The sequence below is a fragment of the Prevotella melaninogenica ATCC 25845 genome (assembly GCF_000144405.1).
In the GTDB taxonomy this organism is placed as follows: Bacteria; Bacteroidota; Bacteroidia; order Bacteroidales; family Bacteroidaceae; genus Prevotella; species Prevotella melaninogenica.
On record NC_014371.1, the window covers coordinates 674,602 to 691,311 of the forward strand.

A 16,710-nucleotide genomic window follows, 5' to 3' on the forward strand; every position below is an offset into this window, starting at 1 on the left:
AGAGGAGGAGCTGTTTCTTTACAGTTCTTTTAGTCATAAGGAGTATTCATTCACATTCATCTCCTTAACATTCAAGCAATAAAATAAGACAATGCAATTAGAGAAACTATCCATTATAAACTATAAGAATATTCAGGCGGCAACATTAAACTTGTCGGCTAAGCTTAACTGTTTTATTGGACATAATGGTGAGGGAAAGACTAATCTGCTTGATGCAGTCTATTATCTTTCGTTCTGCAAGAGTGCTTTTAATCCAAAGGACTCAGAAGTGATGCGCCATGATGCAGACTACTTTGTACTGGAAGGTGATTACTGTACGGATACTGGTGAGCATGAACAGGTGTACTGCGGTATGAAACGTGGCTCAAAGAAGCATTTTAAACGCAATAAGAAAGAATATAAACGACTGTCACAGCATATCGGACTGGTGCCATTGATTTTTGTTTCTCCAGCTGATGCGACCCTTATTGAAGGAGGAAGCGAAGAGCGAAGAAAGCTGATGGATGTGGTTATCTCACAATACGACACACCTTATATAGAATCACTCAGCCGATATAATAAGGCTTTACAACAGCGCAATAGCTTGCTGAAACAAGAGGAAGAACCAGATGCTACTCTTCTGGAACTACTTGAGATGCAGATGGCAGAGCATGGTGAAGCAGTATATAAGAAGCGAGCTGCCTTCGTAGAGGAACTTACCCCTGTTTTCCAACGTATCTATCAGACTATCTGTAGTGAGCGAGAACAGGTGTCACTCGAATATGTTTCGCATTGTCAACGTGGCGATTTGTTAGACGTTATTCAGCGTGATCGAGCAAAAGACCGTATTATGGGCTATTCACTTCATGGCACGCATAAGGATGACTTAGTGATGAAACTTGGTGGCTATCCTATGAAACGGGAAGGAAGTCAGGGACAAAATAAGACATACGTATTAGCGCTGAAGCTTGCACAGTTTGATTTCCTTAGACGCACAGCAGGCAATAACACACCATTATTATTGCTTGATGACATCTTTGATAAACTCGATAGTAGTCGTGTGGAACAGATAGTACGCTTGGTTTCTGGTGATGATTTCGGACAGATTTTCATTACAGATACGAACCGTGATCACTTAGATAAAATTCTACAAGGCAGTGGCTTCAATTACAAGCTATTCTCTGTAGAAGGTGGAGAAATAAACGAAAGAGAAGGATAAGAGTATGTTTAGACGGAAAGTACAACCCTTAGATGACTTGCTCAATCAGTTCTTACGCCAAGAAGGACTTGAGTCTCCCCTACTACAGAAACGTATTATTGCTGCATGGGACACTGTGGCTGGTGAGACTGTTGCTCGATACACACAAGAGAAGTTTATCAAAAATCAAACTCTATTCGTAAAGATTATAAACCCAGCTTTACGTGCCAACCTCTGCATGATGCAATCAGACTTAGTCAAGAAACTTAATGCTGCAGTTGGTTCTATGGTTATTTCCGAAGTGAAAATCTACTAAATTATCCTTTCTATCATAGGATACAATAACCTTATATAGTCAAAGAAGTAATGGGATAATTACTTGTTATCATTCCTTTCTCTTTACAACTATTTTCATTATTTGTAATTGATACAAATCAAGAAACAACAAATTAAAGGAAATTTATGCGTAAATTATTTGGTGTGTGCGCAAACAATGCTTACCTTTGCATCGTCAAAAGACAAATAATAGATTGTTTAGGTTAGTAGTAATAGATTTAGGTTTTTAGTTATTTAGTTTAAGGTAGAACAAAAGAGATTGTTCAAATAACACAAATAGGTTTTTAGTTAAGGTAATAAAAAGGATTGATTAAGGGTAACAATGATGCAAGATGATTGGGGATTGCCGTGAGGCATGAACCAAAAATCAAGCATAAAACAGACATTTCACACAAGAAATAAGAGAGAGCATGGTAGAGTTTCTATCGTGCTCTTTACTTTTATAGCCAATATAAAAGGGCAGTCACCTGCCCTTTTGTTATACTATGATTCTGATACTTATTATTTTTAGATTCTCATTCCTTTGAGAATCTCATTCATCTTCTGCTTTGTCTCAATACGTGTTGGAACCAAAGGAAGACGCAATACATTCTCTATCATACCCATATCATTCAAGAGAGCCTTACAACCTGCAGGATTACCATCCACAAAGAGAAGTTTGTAAAGCTCAGTAAACTGATGATGTATTTTGCGTGCAGGCTCATACTCGCCCTTAAATTCCAAACGAATCATACGTGAAAATTCCTTAGGCAGGGCATTACCAATAACTGAGATAACACCTACAGCACCACTTGCTATCATTGGGAAGGTCAAGGCATCATCACCACTGATAACCTCAAAGTGCTTTGGTTTGTTCTTTATAATCTCATCTACTTGCTCCAAGTTACCTGACGCCTCTTTGATAGCAACGACATTGGTAAACTCTGAAGCGATGCGAACTGTTGTCTCTGCAGTCATGTTGACACCAACGCGACCAGGCACATTGTACAAAACTATCGGCAGTGGGCTTGCCTTTGCAATAGCCTTAAAATGCTGATAAAGTCCCTCCTGACTTGGTTTATTATAATAAGGACAGATACTAAGAATACCATCAATACCACTCCAATCAGTCGTTTTGATTTCTTCTACAACAGCAGCAGTATTGTTTCCACCACAATACTTTAGGATTGGCACACGACCATTAACGATTCGTTTAATGACAGCAGTCAGTTGATCCTTTTCTTCACGTGAAAGACAAGGAGACTCACCAGTAGTAGCAAGAATGCAGAAGAAGTCAGCACCGTTATCTAAATGGTAGTTAACCAAGTTTTCAAGTGCTTCATAATCAATACTGAAATCTTCCTTAAATGGAGTTATCAATGCTATACCTAATCCATGAAAAACATTCTGCATAGTTATTATCGTCTTTTAAGAGACTCACGGTATAAACTCCTTGGGGAGTTAATGTGCCAGTCCTATTCATATTAAACGCTGAAGGGCGTCTACCAATATCGTTGCAAATATAGCAAATATTTATCAATAACCAAAGACTTTTATCCTTTATCTTAAAGAGTAAGTCATCATCTTAACGTGAGCCAATCCATAGGAATATCATTCCAAGGAGAACAAAACATAAGTCGATTGCCTTTGCTTTTAAGTTCTTTTCTCTAAACAGTAATGCACCACATAAGAACGATACGAGGACGGAACCACGGCGTACCATTGACACAATGGAAATCATCGCACCTGGTAATGAGAGTGCATAAAAGTAGGCAAAGTCTGCCATTGATAGGAATATAGATATGAGCAGGATAGACCACTTCCATGAGAAATGGGCTGTACGCTCTGCTTTCTTTCTCTGATTGAAGATATAGACAAGGAGAACTACACCCATCATGATACATTGATAGATATTATACCAGCTTTGTGCCATCATGCGGTCGAGCCCCACCCCACCATTCTCAGGACTTGCCATCAGGTATTTATCAAGCAGTCCACTGCATGTTCCCATCATAGCTGCCAATACCAAGAAGAAGATCCACTTATTATGCTTGAAGTCTATACCCTCTCTTTTACCGCTCCTTGCCAATAGAAACAGGGAAATAATAGCCAGACTGACACCAACCCATTGCCAAGCATTTAATCGTTCGCCAAAGACAAGCATAGCACCGACAAGCGTCATCACTGGACGTGTAGCATTAATTGGACCGACTATCGTTAAGGGGAGTTGAGCAATCGCAAAATAACCGAATACCCAAGAAAGGAGTACAATAACGCTCTTTAGTATGATCCATCGGTGCATCTCCCATCCACCAGCTCCGACATGAAAGATACTGGAATCGAGTACATGGGTATATTGTGACAATAATATCAATGGCAGAAAAATTACCGAACAAAAGAGTGTATTGAGGAAGAGTACAGGTATGACGTCATTTCCACGAAGAGAAAACTTCTTCGATGTATCATAAAGTCCCAACAATGTTGCTGAAACAAAAGCTAAAAGAATCCACATGAGCTTTATTCTAATACTTTACTTCCCAAAGGAAGAGGGCGTTGCCAGGCATACTCTCACCAGCATCGCTTCTTGTTCCACCGTCTACAATCTTCTTAAATTCATCTAATGAAAGACGTCCTCGTCCCACTTCGACTAAAGTTCCAACAACTGCACGCACCATATTGCGTAAGAATCGGTTAGCAGTTATTACAAAACACCAATTCGTAACAGTATCATCTGTAGCCAAAGCAAACTCATCATTGGTTGGTATCCATCGTGCCTCTGTCAGATTACAGATAGTAGTCTTTACATCCGCACCCGCTTTACAGAAACATTTAAAGTCCTTCTCGCCTATTAAATAGGCTGCAGCCTCATTCATCTTATCAAAGTCTAATGAGTAATGAAGCGCACACGAATACTGTCTTGAGAAAGGTTGTTTCCCCGTATGAACATAATAATGATAAGTACGTGAGGTCGCTGAGAAACGTGCGTGGAGGTCTTCACCGACAGGTTCAATCCTACTTACAGAGACATCACGTGGTAATAAACGATTTACTTTATAAACTAATTGTGCACAGTCAAACGACAATTCCGTGTCAAAGTGTGCAACCATCATTCTGCCATGTACACCAGCATCGGTACGTCCTGCACCTGTAATAGCAATCGATTCTCTTAGTATTGTAGACAAAGCGTGTTCCAATACTTCTTGTACAGAAATCCCATTGGGTTGAATCTGCCAGCCATGATAGGCTGTTCCATCGTATGAAAGGGTGATAAAATATCGTTGCATAACTATCTGCAAAGGTACAAATAATTACTTAAACTCTATCTTCCCTGCTAAAAAACTCCATAAAATCCAAATAGACATTAGCATGAAATAATATATAAAAAGCTGGAAAATGGTTACATGGACATCCTCTATGCTTACGCAAGGTAGGCTTGCAAGCCAATGAAGTGAACTATTCAATCCTTCTGTAATAACACAAATACACTTCCCAATAAACGATGACAAAGAAGGGAATGGACTAAGAAGTAACAAACAGAATGACGCGGATACGATTAGCATTGTGCATGGTACAGCTATAAGACTACTAACAGCAAAGATTGTGGAAACCCTTCCGAAATAGAAAGCTATCAAAGGTGCTGTTCCCAATTGTGCAGCCAATGACACTGCAATCATCCCCCATAACCACCTGATAACTAATAAACTCTTCTTCTGCTGTAAAGGGATTAACTCATAGATGAGTGGATAGAACAATAAAATTGACCATACAGAGATAAAGGATAGCTGAAAACCTATATCGAAAAGACTATTAGGATTGCTAACAAGCATTACAATAGCGGTTAGTGCCAAAGTATTAACTGACAACCGTTCTCTATTCAAGAGCGTTACAAAAGAATAGATAGTTAGCATCACTGCAGAGCGAACAACAGAAGAAGACATCCCAACCAAAATAACATAACTCCAAAGGATAAAAAGGATAAGAAGTTCACTGATTCCCCTTTTAAACATTCTTGGTAGGATACGTTCACACCAACTCAGAATGAATAATAGCAAACTATACAAGATAGTTAGATGTAAACCTGACAAAGCTAAGACATGACTTGCACCAGTTATAGAGTAATCTTCTTTTATATCTCTACTAATCAAATGTTTATCTCCAAGTGTCATTGCAGACACAACAGCTAAATGAGTGCTATCAAGATTACTTTCTAACACTCTCATTAACTTCTCTCTATGGAGCGCTGCAGACAAAGATGTACGTTGAAGAAAACTCATCTGACGAAGACTCACTTTGGTTTTATGCCATTGATTATAAAATATAAAGGTTTCTGCAGAATAGCCATGTAACTTCAACCAGCGGGCATAATCAAAGGTAGCATCCGCAAAGTTCATTGGTTCTTCAAGGTAAGCTGTAGCTTCTATTCCGTCTCCAAGGTGTAGTGTTCGATAACGATTTGTTATCGTATCACGAAGTATTGAAGCCTTAACCTTCATCGGTTCGCCTGCAGTCATAATCATTAAGTCTGTTTGTATGACTTTACCATGAACAACTGGATTACTAAGAAGAACTGCCTTAAAGGTTATTTGCTTATTGGGAAGCTGTTTCTTTGCAGCTTGCCGGCTCATTGAAACAAAAGTTCCACCAACAAGGAAGACCGTAAAGAGCAATAATAGACTCTGAAGATACTTCTTCCTCCACACCACAAAGGTAATGCCAATCATACTGATCGTCATCAACCACCAAAACATAGAGGATATATCTTCTTCTAAAGCATCACCAACAGCAATACCCAACACCAAAGGTAAGAGTAACTTTACTGAGGGATACATCAGTAAGTCCATTTTCTTCTTCACAGCATTAATGTTTTCATGTACTTCTTGCAAATGTAAGAAAAAGAACTGAAAAACAACAATATTGCACTTACTTATCTTGCAAGATTTACAAAATATCAGTAACTTTGCCACATGATATTCTACTTTTCTGGTACAGGTAATAGCAAATGGGCTGCAAAGACATTGGCTTTAGAAACTGGTGATACACTTGTTTCAATCCCAGAAGTAATCAATAGCAACTGTTCTTTTACAATAGAAAAGGATGAACACGTAGGTTTCATCTTTCCTATACATGGCTGGAGAGTTCCGAATATTGTAAAAGAGTTTCTAACTAAATTAACAATAAAGACTCTGGGAGAAGACACTTCCCACGTTAAACATTATTGTTTCTGCTTGGTTACAGCTGGAGATTCTATCGGTAAAGCTATGGAACGCTTTCAGCAGCAATTAAAGAGCGTAACAGTGAATGACGCACTGTCACTTAAGGCGGTATGTTCTTTAATTATGCCAGAGTCATATGTTGGCTTGCCAGGTATGGATGTAGATACTAAAGAGAAAGAATTAGAAAAGAAGGAACTTGCTTCAAAGCAGTTAAAAGAATTCTCTAACATTCTTAAACAGCATCCTCATAAGGATAGCAATCAGATTTGGGGTTGGAACCAATTAATAAGAGGCCCTATTCCTTCTTTCTTCTCTGGTCCTGTAGGAGGCTTCTTTGAACGCTTCCTCATCACGGATAAGCCCTTTCATGTAGACAGTCGTCGATGCGTGAAGTGTGGTATTTGTGCTAATGTTTGTCCTGTTAGTGACATCAAAGGTGGCTTAGGCTTTGAACCAGAATGGCTACACAATGGCAAATGCCTCACCTGCTTCTCGTGTTATCATCACTGTCCACACCATGCAATTGAGTTTGGTAAACGTACACAGAAGAAGGGACAATATTTCTATAACAAATTAAGTAAAAGAAACTAAACAGCGAATATAATGAAAACATTAAAACAACTATCGCTCATAGTATGCCTGATGCTTTGCTCCCTTACCACTTGGGCAGCAAAGGCAGAATCAATCCCTGTACAAGTAAGACAGGCTGATGGTTCTGTTATTACTGTCATCTTGCGTGGTGACGAACATATCAACTGGTACACAACCCTTGATGGTGTACTGCTTGTACAAGGTGCAGATAACAACTACTATATCGGCAAAGTAGAGAAAAGTGGCAACCTTATTGCTACCCAACAGCTTGCACACGAAGCATTAACTCGCTCACAAGTAGAGCGTAACTTGATTGCTAAGCAAGACAAGGATAAGTTCTTTGCGTACGTTAATAAGGTTGCTGAAGAATCTGAAAACGCTTACGATAACTCTCCTCTTACACGAGGACCAATCATAGATTCTGGTTACAAAGGTGTACCTTATTTCCCTCACACAGGTAGTCCTAAGGCTCTTGTTATTCTTGCAGAGTTCCAAGACACAACTTTTACTATCCAAGATACAAAGAAGGTGTTCACAAACTATCTGATGAATGAAGGTCATTTCTCAGATACTCGTTATGGTCAGAATCAGAACTACAAAGGTGTTCGTGGTTATTTCAAGGATTGTAGTTATGGACAGTTTACACCTATCTTTGACGTTGTAGGTCCTATCAAATTACCCCAAAAACATGCTATCTATGGTGCAGGTAATAATAGAATAGACTTATTACTTGCTGATGCTTGTGCCGCTGTGGATGATTTGGTAGACTTTACAAAATACGATGCGAACAACGATGGTATCGTTGATTTGGTTTATATTATTTATGCAGGATACTCCGCCCATATTAATGGTAATAATAAAGAAACAAATATTTGGCCAAAATCTGGTACTGTTAATATCTCCAATAAGTATGATGGAAAAAGTATTCGTCGCTATGGTGTGAGCAATGAACTTAATGGAAGTGAGAAGACATCTAAGAATAACAAGAAAATAAATGGTATAGGTTTATTCTGTCATGAGTTCTCTCATACACTCGGACTTCCTGACATATACGCTTATCATACTGATGCAGAAAACCAAGATGACCAAGGTATGGAATTCTGGGACCTCATGGATGGTGGAACAGAAGTACGTGGTGGGCGTGTACCAGCATCTTATCTTGCATGGGAGCGCGAAGTTATGGGTTGGATGAATATTGATAAACTCAAAAATGACACCGCTATAAGCAACCTAAAAAGCATCGACAATGGTGGAAAGGCATACAAGATTGTCAATCCTAATGACTCAAATGAGTATATCGTATTGCAGAGTATACAGAAAGGACCATGGTATCAAGGTTGGAGAGATGGTACTTATGCCAAGGGCTTACTTGCCTATCGAGTTTCATACAAGTCAGACAAAGTAAATGTCTTCGATTTCCCTAACAATGTAAAGGGCAAGCCACGTGTCATCCCTATCCCTGCTGATGGTAAAATATTAGCAGCAGCCAATGCTGGAGGCTCTTTAAATACATACATACAACAGCTCAATGGCGACCCTTATCCTTATAACGGAAATAATAAGATAGACAAATTTACGATGTATAATGGCACCATACTGAAAAGATCAATATCTGACATTGTAGAGAATGATGCAGAGCGTCATGTTAGTTTTAAGTTTAAGAACAATGAACCTACCGCCATTCAGCCACCTTCAATCATTGAAAGAATTATTTCTGACAACCGTATCTATACCCTTGACGGCAGATATGTAGGTACTGATGCTTCTATCTTACCGCATGGCATCTACATTCAGAACAACAAGAAGTTTGTAAAGTAATACTAACTTCAGAACATATATAAAGCCGCCTCTTTATGGGAACGAACCATTCAGAGGTGGCTTTCTTTATCTTTCAAAATAGCATAGACACTTATCAGTTGATAGATAGGGAGCAAACAAAATATCAGGACATACCGTTTCAAAGTTACTCTCCTCTATTACTTCCCGAATTTATCACGGTTTCTTTCGAGCGATGTAGACATAAAGTCTACTAAAGTTAGAGATGGATTATCATACTAAAATACAAGAATAAGTTTTATTTTAGTTTGCTGTCACTTTTAACATTTCGTGTATCTATACTGTTAATCAATAAGTTAAGTACTGGAAACAGATGACAGAAATGACAGGAAAATTGGTTTTCAAAAAATCACCTTACCGTATGTACACCAAAAGAGACACAAAGATTACTCATGTGAGGTAGCTTTAATTCTTCCATCCATTGGAAGAACAAGGTACTACCCAAAACGTAATTATAGCTCTATTCAGCCTCTACAAATTAGGTTCAATGAACGACCCTTACCTTATTATACTATCTAACAATAACCTTTACAACCAGTTCTCTCAAACGTGTTAATACTCAGCACATCATGTGCAAATACGCATCATTAATAGTGCTGAGCGCAAACACATTACAAAGAGAGCGTTAGGGAGGACTGTATTATCTTACTTCTCTTGATAGAGATAACGCTTAATACTCTTCTTCGGAGTCTTCGCAAACTCTTCATCACGCAACTCTATTGCCGAGAGGTGGCAGAAAGATGGCAACATATTGTTCAGTTCCAGACGGTTCTGCTCCATTATCTCTTGCAAATCTGATTGTGAGAAGCCCATCTCTTTTGCCTCATCAAAATCAGGATAGACCAAGCCAACAATCTTATCACCACGCTGAATGATAATACACTCACTGACCATAGACATAGAGTTTAGCTTGTCTTCAATTTCCTCTGGATAGACATTCTGACCATTAGAACCTAAAAGCATATTCTTTATACGTCCGCGAAGAAAGAGATGACCATCAGCACTCATCGTTCCAAGATCACCCGTATGATACCAACCGTCCTTATCAAGAACTTCTTTAGTAGCCTCCTCATTCTTGTAATAACCAAGCATCACGTTCTCTCCTCTGGTAATAACCTCACCAGGAACATTTGCAGGATCAGGACTGACAATCTTTACCTCCATATTCAAGACAGGTGTACCACAAGAGCCTGGAACAAAGTCTTTGTAATCACTATAAGTTACCATCGGACCACATTCCGTTGCTCCATAACCACTGGTCACAGGGAAATTAATACTTACCAAGAAGTCTTCTATCTCCTTGTTAAGAGCAGCTCCGCCGGTAACAAGTTCATACGCATTGCCACCAAAGGCTTCCATAACAATCGCATTAATTCTTTCCTTCACCTTCTTGCTAACAACAGGCATCTTCAGCAGCATACGAGTTGCTGTACTTTGTACCTTTGGAAAGACATTCTTACGAATAATCTTCTCAACAACCATTGGTACTGCAATAATAATAGCAGGACGAATATCAGTACAAGCCTGAGCAATCAAAGAAGGACTCGGCAGTCGTGTAAGGAAATATAGATGACTACCAAAGCTAAACTGGCAGATAAACTCACAAATCATTCCATACATGTGAGCCATTGGCAACATACAAAGAACTTTACTATCAGGCTTAATATGTGGTTTCAAATCGGCTGTTGCCCAAGCGAGATTACTACGCACAGAACGATAACTGAGCATCACACCCTTTGAAAAACCAGTTGTTCCACTTGTATAATTAATCAGTGCAAGGTCGTCAGCCTCGTCTTTGAAATAATTTACATCTTCCGCACGGAAGAACTTTGGATACTTCTTTCCAAAGAGTGCATTCAAGTTTTCACGAGCATTTGTCAGTGACTCTGAACGAGAAAGAATCAATGAGAAGTCTGGTAGATATATTATACCTTCCAACTGAGGCATCTGTTCTCCATCGATAGTTGTTGCCACAACATCACCAACAAAGAGAAGTTTTGCTTCCGAGTGATTAACAATATTGTAAATCTGTTCTGGCTTAAACTCATGCTGAACAGGTACTGCTACAGCTCCATAAGAGAGAGTTGCGAAGAAAGCAACTGCCCATGACGAGGAATTTCTACCACAAAGAGCAACCTTATCACCCTTCTTCAAACCGCTATTCTCAAAAAGAATATGTAATTTCTCTATTTTGCGGGCTACATCATGGTATTGAAGTGTAGCACCAAGATAATCCGTCAGAGCATCTTTATCCCAGTTATCCTTGATACTCTTTTCTATACACGCGTTGAAACTTTTAATAGAATCCATTGCACAAAAATATGATTTGCGTGCAAAGTTAAGTAATTTTCTGCACATTTACAAAAACATTGTGCAATAAAAATATACTAAATAGACAAAAAGAGGAGAAATATTCCTTTTTAATCTTCGTATAAAAGAATTCAAAGTTGAATTTAGTTTTTCATCTTTCTGTACTTATTTTCTTATTTAAAAAGCGTACTAAACAATTGAAATATATTTACATAATAGACTGCAAATCACCTATAAAAGTCATATATTAGCGCTATTTCTCGTGCCTTTGCAACTTACACGATATCAATAGGTTACAAAGTCACTTTGTAAAAGATGCTTAGTTAGACTTCAAAAGGGCGTTAGTTAGACTTCAAAAGAGCACCTTTTGCAAGTCAATTAGGCGTCTTTTAGAAGCCAAAAGAGCATGTTTAAAAAACAAGATTATGAAAAATTACAACAAAACCTACTTTTATCATCTTTCTATAGGATGACAATAGGAGTAGGAACGCCAACAAACAAGAAACAAAAAGAGACTATATCAAAAATGTAGAAACACATGATTTGTGTATCTGCCAGTAGCACTTTATTGGGAAATATAACTTTTATTTCCCTATAAAAACTCTGACTACATTTTTGAAATAGTCTCTTTCTATACTCTTAGAACCAATTACACCTTATCATATATAGGTGTATTAGAGGCGATGATTAGTCTTCAGCTGGCTTCATGTTAGTATAAACATTCTGCACGTCGTCGAAGTCTTCCAAACGCTCAACCATCTTATCGATAGTCTCACGCTCTTCAGGAGACACGTCCTTCAAGTCGTTAGGAATACGAGTGAACTCAGCAGAAGTAATCTCAAAACCATTGTCCTCCAAGTGTTTCTGAATCTCACCGAAGCTTGTTGGCTCACCATAGATGGTAATTTCGTTCTCTTCTTCATCCTCATCGAATTCGTCCTCAACGCCATAGTCAATCAAGTCGAGAATCAACTCTTCCATATCCAAGCCGTCCTTCTTTTTAAAAGTGAAGACTGCCTTATGGTCAAAAAGGAAGCTGAGAGAACCCTGTGTACCAAGATTACCATTGAACTTGTTGAAGATTGAACGAACATCACCTACAGTACGTGTGGTATTGTCGGTCAATGTCTCAACGAACACAGCAATTCCGTGAGGACCATAACCCTCGTATGTTACCTCCTTGTAGTCGCTGGTATCTTTACCCATTGCGTTCTTAATAGCGCGCTGGATATTGTCCTTCGGCATGTTCTCACGCTTACATGTTGCTATAATCGCACGAAGGCGTGGGTTGTTCTCAGGCTCAGGACCACCTGCCTTAACAGCAATAGCGATTTCTTTACCTAACTTTGTGAACGTACGGGCCATGTGACCCCATCTCTTGAGCTTACTTGCTTTGCGATATTCAAATGCTCTACCCATTGGATTTGTTTGTTAACGGAGTTCTGCTCCGAGTTTATTTGTTAAATTCTTAATTAATTTCTGCATGATGGCATCAATTGCCTTGTCGTTGAGTGTCTTGCTTTCGTCCTGAAGAATGAAGTTTACTGCATAGCTCTTCTTACCCTCAGGAAGGTTCTTACCCTGATAAACATCGAAGAGTTCGACACGCTTCAAAAGTTTCTTGTCTGCCTGACGAGAGATCTCTTCAATCTGTGCAAACTCAACATTGTTGTCGACCAACAAGGCAAGATCACGGCTTACAGCAGGATACTTAGATATCTCCTGGAACTGAAGTTTATTCTTGCGGATGGCCTTCATCAATCCAGCCCAATCCAACTCTGCATAATAAACCTTCTGATCAATATTGAAACTCTTCAAAAGCTTGTGGCTGAGAATACCCATCTCTACGAGTACCTTACCGGTACGTGTCTTCAGTACTATCGCCTTATCAAAGACGTTGTTATCTGACTTTTCGCTAACGAGCAAGCCCTGTGCAATACCGATACGACGAAGAATATTCTCTACGTATGCCTTTAGTTCATAGAATGTACTTTCCTCATCAGGATGTGCCCATGAACCTTGTACACGCTTACCTGTCACCCACAATGCCATGTGATAATCCTGACTATAAGCCTTAACAGGACTTTCCTCTGACCACTTTTCCTTATTAAACTTGTAGACATTACCTACTTCAAAGAAGCGGAGATTCTGTGCCTTACGGTTTACATTACGTACAATACTCTCCAAACCACCAAAGAGAAGGGTCTGACGCATCACACCCAAGTCTGCTGAAAGTGGATTCATCACCTTTACAGTCTCCTCCCAAGGATAAGCATTAAGGCCTGTCTCCTCATAGTAAGAACTCTTTGTGAGCGAATTGTTCATTATCTCTGAGAAGCCAGCACCTACTAACTGCTCACCGATGATGTTCTCACGGTGATAGTTCTTGTCAGCCTCTTCAGCAATTGTCAATGAAGACTTCAACTCTGTAGGAATCTCTACATTATTATATCCATAGATACGAAGGATGTCTTCAACAACATCACAAGGACGCTGTACATCAACACGATAAGGAGGAACGAGGAGATTAAGTCCCTCTGCATCTTCCTTCTCTACCTTCATTTCAAGGCTTTCAGCAATACGCTTAATCGTCTCATTACCGAGTTTCTTGCCAATAAGACGGTCGCAATACTCATAGTTCAGACGAACTGGGAAGCCCTCCATCTTAGTTGGATACTCGTCACGAATCTCCATACTTACCTTTCCACCTGCAAGTTCCTTACAAAGGATTGCAGCCTGTTTTAGCGCATAGATGACACCATTTGGATCAATACCACGCTCAAAACGGAAGCTGGCATCAGTTGAAAGACCATGACGACGAGCACTCTTACGAATCCATGTTGGATGGAAGTAAGCACTCTCCAATACTACATTCTTCGTCGTTTCGTAAGTTCCACTACCCTTTCCACCGAAGACACCAGCAATACACATAGGGTCTTCCTCATTGCAAATTGCGAGGTCGTGCTCACCAAGTATATGCTCTTCACCATCCAAAGTAACGAACTTCTTTCCCTCATTCTTATCTTTGACGATGATGTGGTGCCCTTTAACCATGTCTGCATCAAAACAGTGCATAGGCTGACCGTAAGCCATCATGATATAGTTAGTGATATCAACGATATTATTGATTGGACGCAAACCGATAATATTCAGTTTGTCTTTCAACCATTGTGGACTTTCCTTTACCTCACAATCAGTAATGCTCAAACAAGCATAACGACGGCAAGCATCAGTGTTCTCAATTGTCACATCAATAGGAAGGTCATGATTGTCAACCTTAAATGCATCACAAGATGGGCGATGCAGCGAAGTCTCATAACCATTCTGTGTCAACCATGCATAGAGGTCGCGAGCTACACCATAATGACTTAACGCATCTGCACGGTTAGCAGTGATGTCTATATCAATCAGCCAATCACTGTCTAATTGGTAATACTCTGATGCTGGCTGACCGACTGGTGCATCCTCTGGCAACACAATGATACCATCATGAGCAGTACCAACACCAATCTCATCCTCGGCACAAATCATACCAAGACTTTCTACACCACGCAGCTTACTCCTCTTGATAGTAAACTCATTGTCGCCATCATAGAGTACACAACCTAAGTCAGCAACGATTACCTTCTGTCCTGCTGCAACATTCGGTGCGCCACATACAATCTGCTGTGGTTCTCCCTTGCCAAGGTCAACGGTTGTTACGTGAAGGTGATCAGAGTTTGGATGTGCCTCGCAAGTAAGCACCTTACCAACATATAAACCCTTTAATCCACCACGTATCGTTTCAACCTCGTCCAGTGAACCTACCTCCAAACCTATGGAAGTGAGCGCAACTGCAATCTCTTCTGGACTAAGATTGAAATCAACGTATTCCTTTAGCCATTTGTATGAAATCTTCATTATATAGTTATATTGTTTGTTCTGAAAATACATGCAAATTTACGAAAAAACTCAGATATAGCAAAAGGATAAAAGAAAAAAGCCGTTGCATATAGAGAAAGTCTCTCTTTCAATAATCGTAACAAAGAAAAAGTAGACTATTTTTTACGCACATAAAGCTATCTTTCAAAGTCATTATCACATAGCTTTAATCTATGAAAACACCAGTTTTATAGTATATAAGACATACATTTAAGTTATAGGAACAGGCTTGTAATACTTGCAGATTTCAAGATAATGCCTTACCTTTGCCAACATAGAAACAATTAAGCTTAAAAAACAGAGGAAATAAAATGAGACTTACAGGACGCAGAGAAAGTAATAATGTAGAAGACCGTCGTGGCATGGGTACCGGCGCTAAAGCTGGTATTGGTGGCATCGGAGGTATCATTGTCATTGCGCTTATCACCTTTTTAAGCGGTGGAAACATGGGAGATGTAGTCAACAACATCGTTCAACAGCAGATGCAAGGACAAACTGAGGTACAAACTGGTGGAGAACAACATCAATTTACAGAGGAAGAAGAAAAACTTGCTGACTTCTCAAAACAGATTCTTGCAGGTACAGAAGATGTATGGACGGAACAGTTTCAGTTGCACGGCATGAGATATCAATACCCTACGCTTGTTCTTTTCACAGGTGCTGTACAAACTGCTTGTGGCAATGGCTCTGCTGCTATGGGTCCATTCTACTGCTCTGCTGACCAACGTCTTTATCTCGACTTAAGTTTCTTTAGCAGTATGCGTAAGGACTTAGGAATACAAGCAAAGGGCGACCTTGACTTTGCGTATGCCTACGTGATTGCGCATGAAGTGGGTCATCATGTGGAATATCTCCGTGGAATCCTTGGCAAATGTCATGCAAAGATGGCACGTGTTAGTAAGGAAGAAGCAAACAAACTGAGTGTGAAATTAGAACTTCTTGCCGATTATTATGCTGGTTGTTGGGCACATTATGACAATGAAAAATATCAAAGTCTTACTGATGGTGATATCGAAGAGGCAATTGATTGTGCTGAGAAAATCGGCGATAACTATCTCCAGAAGAAAGCTCGTGGCTATGCACTTCCTGAGACTTTCACCCATGGAACTTCCGAACAGCGTATGTACTGGTTAAAGAAAGGTATCGAAACTGGTGATTGGAATACAACAACCTTTGCACCAGGGGATTTAGACTAAGGATATTAAACATCCTTATCTTCATCTAAAAGTATGGTTCTTTCGTTAAATGTGTGAACGCTTTTCCTATTACTTTAACGGAAGAACCACAGTTACTTATTAAACAAAAACTTGGCTAAGACTGTCAACAATCTATCCTGTTATCATTCTC

Annotated in this window: 12 protein-coding genes; 5 read left to right on the forward strand and 7 right to left on the reverse strand. The window is 39.4% G+C overall.

Features of this window, described 5'->3' with window-relative positions:
• Positions 1-91: 91 nt before the first annotated feature.
• Positions 92-1,198 (forward strand): DNA replication/repair protein RecF, encoded by a 1,107-nt coding sequence (gene recF, locus HMPREF0659_RS09715; protein WP_013265495.1) that lies wholly within the window; start codon positions 92-94, stop codon positions 1,196-1,198.
• Between the two features lie 4 nt (positions 1,199-1,202).
• Entirely contained in the window at positions 1,203-1,493 is a 291-nt protein-coding gene (locus tag HMPREF0659_RS09720; protein ID WP_013265258.1) for a DciA family protein, read from the forward strand.
• A gap of 527 nt (positions 1,494-2,020) precedes the next feature.
• Here HMPREF0659_RS09720 and dapA read toward each other — a convergent pair.
• The 4 genes from dapA to HMPREF0659_RS09740 all read right to left on the reverse strand — a co-directional run bounded on the left by dapA (position 2,021) and on the right by HMPREF0659_RS09740 (position 6,345).
• Positions 2,021-2,905, reverse strand: coding sequence for a 4-hydroxy-tetrahydrodipicolinate synthase (gene dapA / locus HMPREF0659_RS09725; RefSeq protein WP_013265295.1), 885 nt, complete (start codon positions 2,903-2,905; stop codon positions 2,021-2,023).
• A 172-nt stretch (positions 2,906-3,077) separates the two neighbouring features.
• The gene (locus HMPREF0659_RS09730; protein ID WP_013265511.1) at positions 3,078-4,004 is read right to left on the reverse strand and encodes an EamA family transporter; all 927 of its coding nucleotides are present in this window, start codon (positions 4,002-4,004) and stop codon (positions 3,078-3,080) included.
• Between the two features lie 10 nt (positions 4,005-4,014).
• Positions 4,015-4,776, reverse strand: a complete 762-nt coding sequence (gene truA / locus HMPREF0659_RS09735) for a tRNA pseudouridine(38-40) synthase TruA (RefSeq protein WP_013265603.1) — start codon at positions 4,774-4,776, stop codon at positions 4,015-4,017.
• Between the two features lie 24 nt (positions 4,777-4,800).
• Positions 4,801-6,345, reverse strand: a complete 1,545-nt coding sequence (locus HMPREF0659_RS09740; RefSeq protein ID WP_013265124.1) for a ComEC/Rec2 family competence protein — start codon at positions 6,343-6,345, stop codon at positions 4,801-4,803.
• 111 nt (positions 6,346-6,456) lie between these two features.
• On the opposite strand from HMPREF0659_RS09740, the gene HMPREF0659_RS09745 reads away from it, so the two are divergent.
• Both HMPREF0659_RS09745 and HMPREF0659_RS09750 read left to right on the forward strand, forming a co-directional pair.
• Positions 6,457-7,296, forward strand: coding sequence for an EFR1 family ferrodoxin (locus tag HMPREF0659_RS09745; RefSeq protein ID WP_013265885.1), 840 nt, complete (start codon positions 6,457-6,459; stop codon positions 7,294-7,296).
• 12 nt (positions 7,297-7,308) lie between these two features.
• A complete protein-coding gene (locus HMPREF0659_RS09750; protein WP_013265266.1) occupies positions 7,309-9,114 on the forward strand; it encodes a M6 family metalloprotease domain-containing protein in 1,806 nt (601 codons plus the stop codon).
• 663 nt (positions 9,115-9,777) lie between these two features.
• On the opposite strand, the gene HMPREF0659_RS09755 is transcribed toward HMPREF0659_RS09750, so the two are convergent.
• From HMPREF0659_RS09755 to pheT, 3 genes are all read right to left on the reverse strand, one after another.
• Positions 9,778-11,442, reverse strand: coding sequence for an AMP-binding protein (locus HMPREF0659_RS09755; protein WP_013265159.1), 1,665 nt, complete (start codon positions 11,440-11,442; stop codon positions 9,778-9,780).
• A gap of 687 nt (positions 11,443-12,129) precedes the next feature.
• Positions 12,130-12,861: a YebC/PmpR family DNA-binding transcriptional regulator gene (locus tag HMPREF0659_RS09760; protein ID WP_044046072.1), complete on the reverse strand. Its 732-nt coding sequence runs from the start codon at positions 12,859-12,861 to the stop codon at positions 12,130-12,132.
• Positions 12,862-12,873: 12 nt separating this feature from the next.
• Positions 12,874-15,342 carry a phenylalanine--tRNA ligase subunit beta gene (gene pheT, locus HMPREF0659_RS09765; RefSeq protein ID WP_013265716.1) on the reverse strand — a complete coding sequence of 823 codons (2,469 nt, stop codon included), beginning with the start codon at positions 15,340-15,342 and terminating at the stop codon, positions 12,874-12,876.
• A gap of 332 nt (positions 15,343-15,674) precedes the next feature.
• On the opposite strand from pheT, the gene ypfJ reads away from it, so the two are divergent.
• Positions 15,675-16,559 carry a KPN_02809 family neutral zinc metallopeptidase gene (gene ypfJ, locus HMPREF0659_RS09770; protein WP_013265091.1) on the forward strand — a complete coding sequence of 295 codons (885 nt, stop codon included), beginning with the start codon at positions 15,675-15,677 and terminating at the stop codon, positions 16,557-16,559.
• The last annotated feature ends 151 nt before the right edge of the window (positions 16,560-16,710 follow it).

Bases quoted from the DNA above. Each gene is read 5' to 3' on its own strand.
- recF (WP_013265495.1), top strand. From the start codon at position 92: ATGCAATTAGAGAAACTATCCATTATAAACTATAAGAATATTCAGGCG.
- HMPREF0659_RS09720 (WP_013265258.1), top strand. From the start codon at position 1,203: ATGTTTAGACGGAAAGTACAACCCTTAGATGACTTGCTCAATCAGTTC.
- dapA (WP_013265295.1), bottom strand. From the start codon at position 2,905: ATGCAGAATGTTTTTCATGGATTAGGTATAGCATTGATAACTCCATTT.
- HMPREF0659_RS09730 (WP_013265511.1), bottom strand. From the start codon at position 4,004: ATGTGGATTCTTTTAGCTTTTGTTTCAGCAACATTGTTGGGACTTTAT.
- truA (WP_013265603.1), bottom strand. From the start codon at position 4,776: ATGCAACGATATTTTATCACCCTTTCATACGATGGAACAGCCTATCAT.
- HMPREF0659_RS09745 (WP_013265885.1), top strand. From the start codon at position 6,457: ATGATATTCTACTTTTCTGGTACAGGTAATAGCAAATGGGCTGCAAAG.
- HMPREF0659_RS09750 (WP_013265266.1), top strand. From the start codon at position 7,309: ATGAAAACATTAAAACAACTATCGCTCATAGTATGCCTGATGCTTTGC.
- HMPREF0659_RS09755 (WP_013265159.1), bottom strand. From the start codon at position 11,442: ATGGATTCTATTAAAAGTTTCAACGCGTGTATAGAAAAGAGTATCAAG.
- HMPREF0659_RS09760 (WP_044046072.1), bottom strand. From the start codon at position 12,861: ATGGGTAGAGCATTTGAATATCGCAAAGCAAGTAAGCTCAAGAGATGG.
- pheT (WP_013265716.1), bottom strand. From the start codon at position 15,342: ATGAAGATTTCATACAAATGGCTAAAGGAATACGTTGATTTCAATCTT.
- ypfJ (WP_013265091.1), top strand. From the start codon at position 15,675: ATGAGACTTACAGGACGCAGAGAAAGTAATAATGTAGAAGACCGTCGT.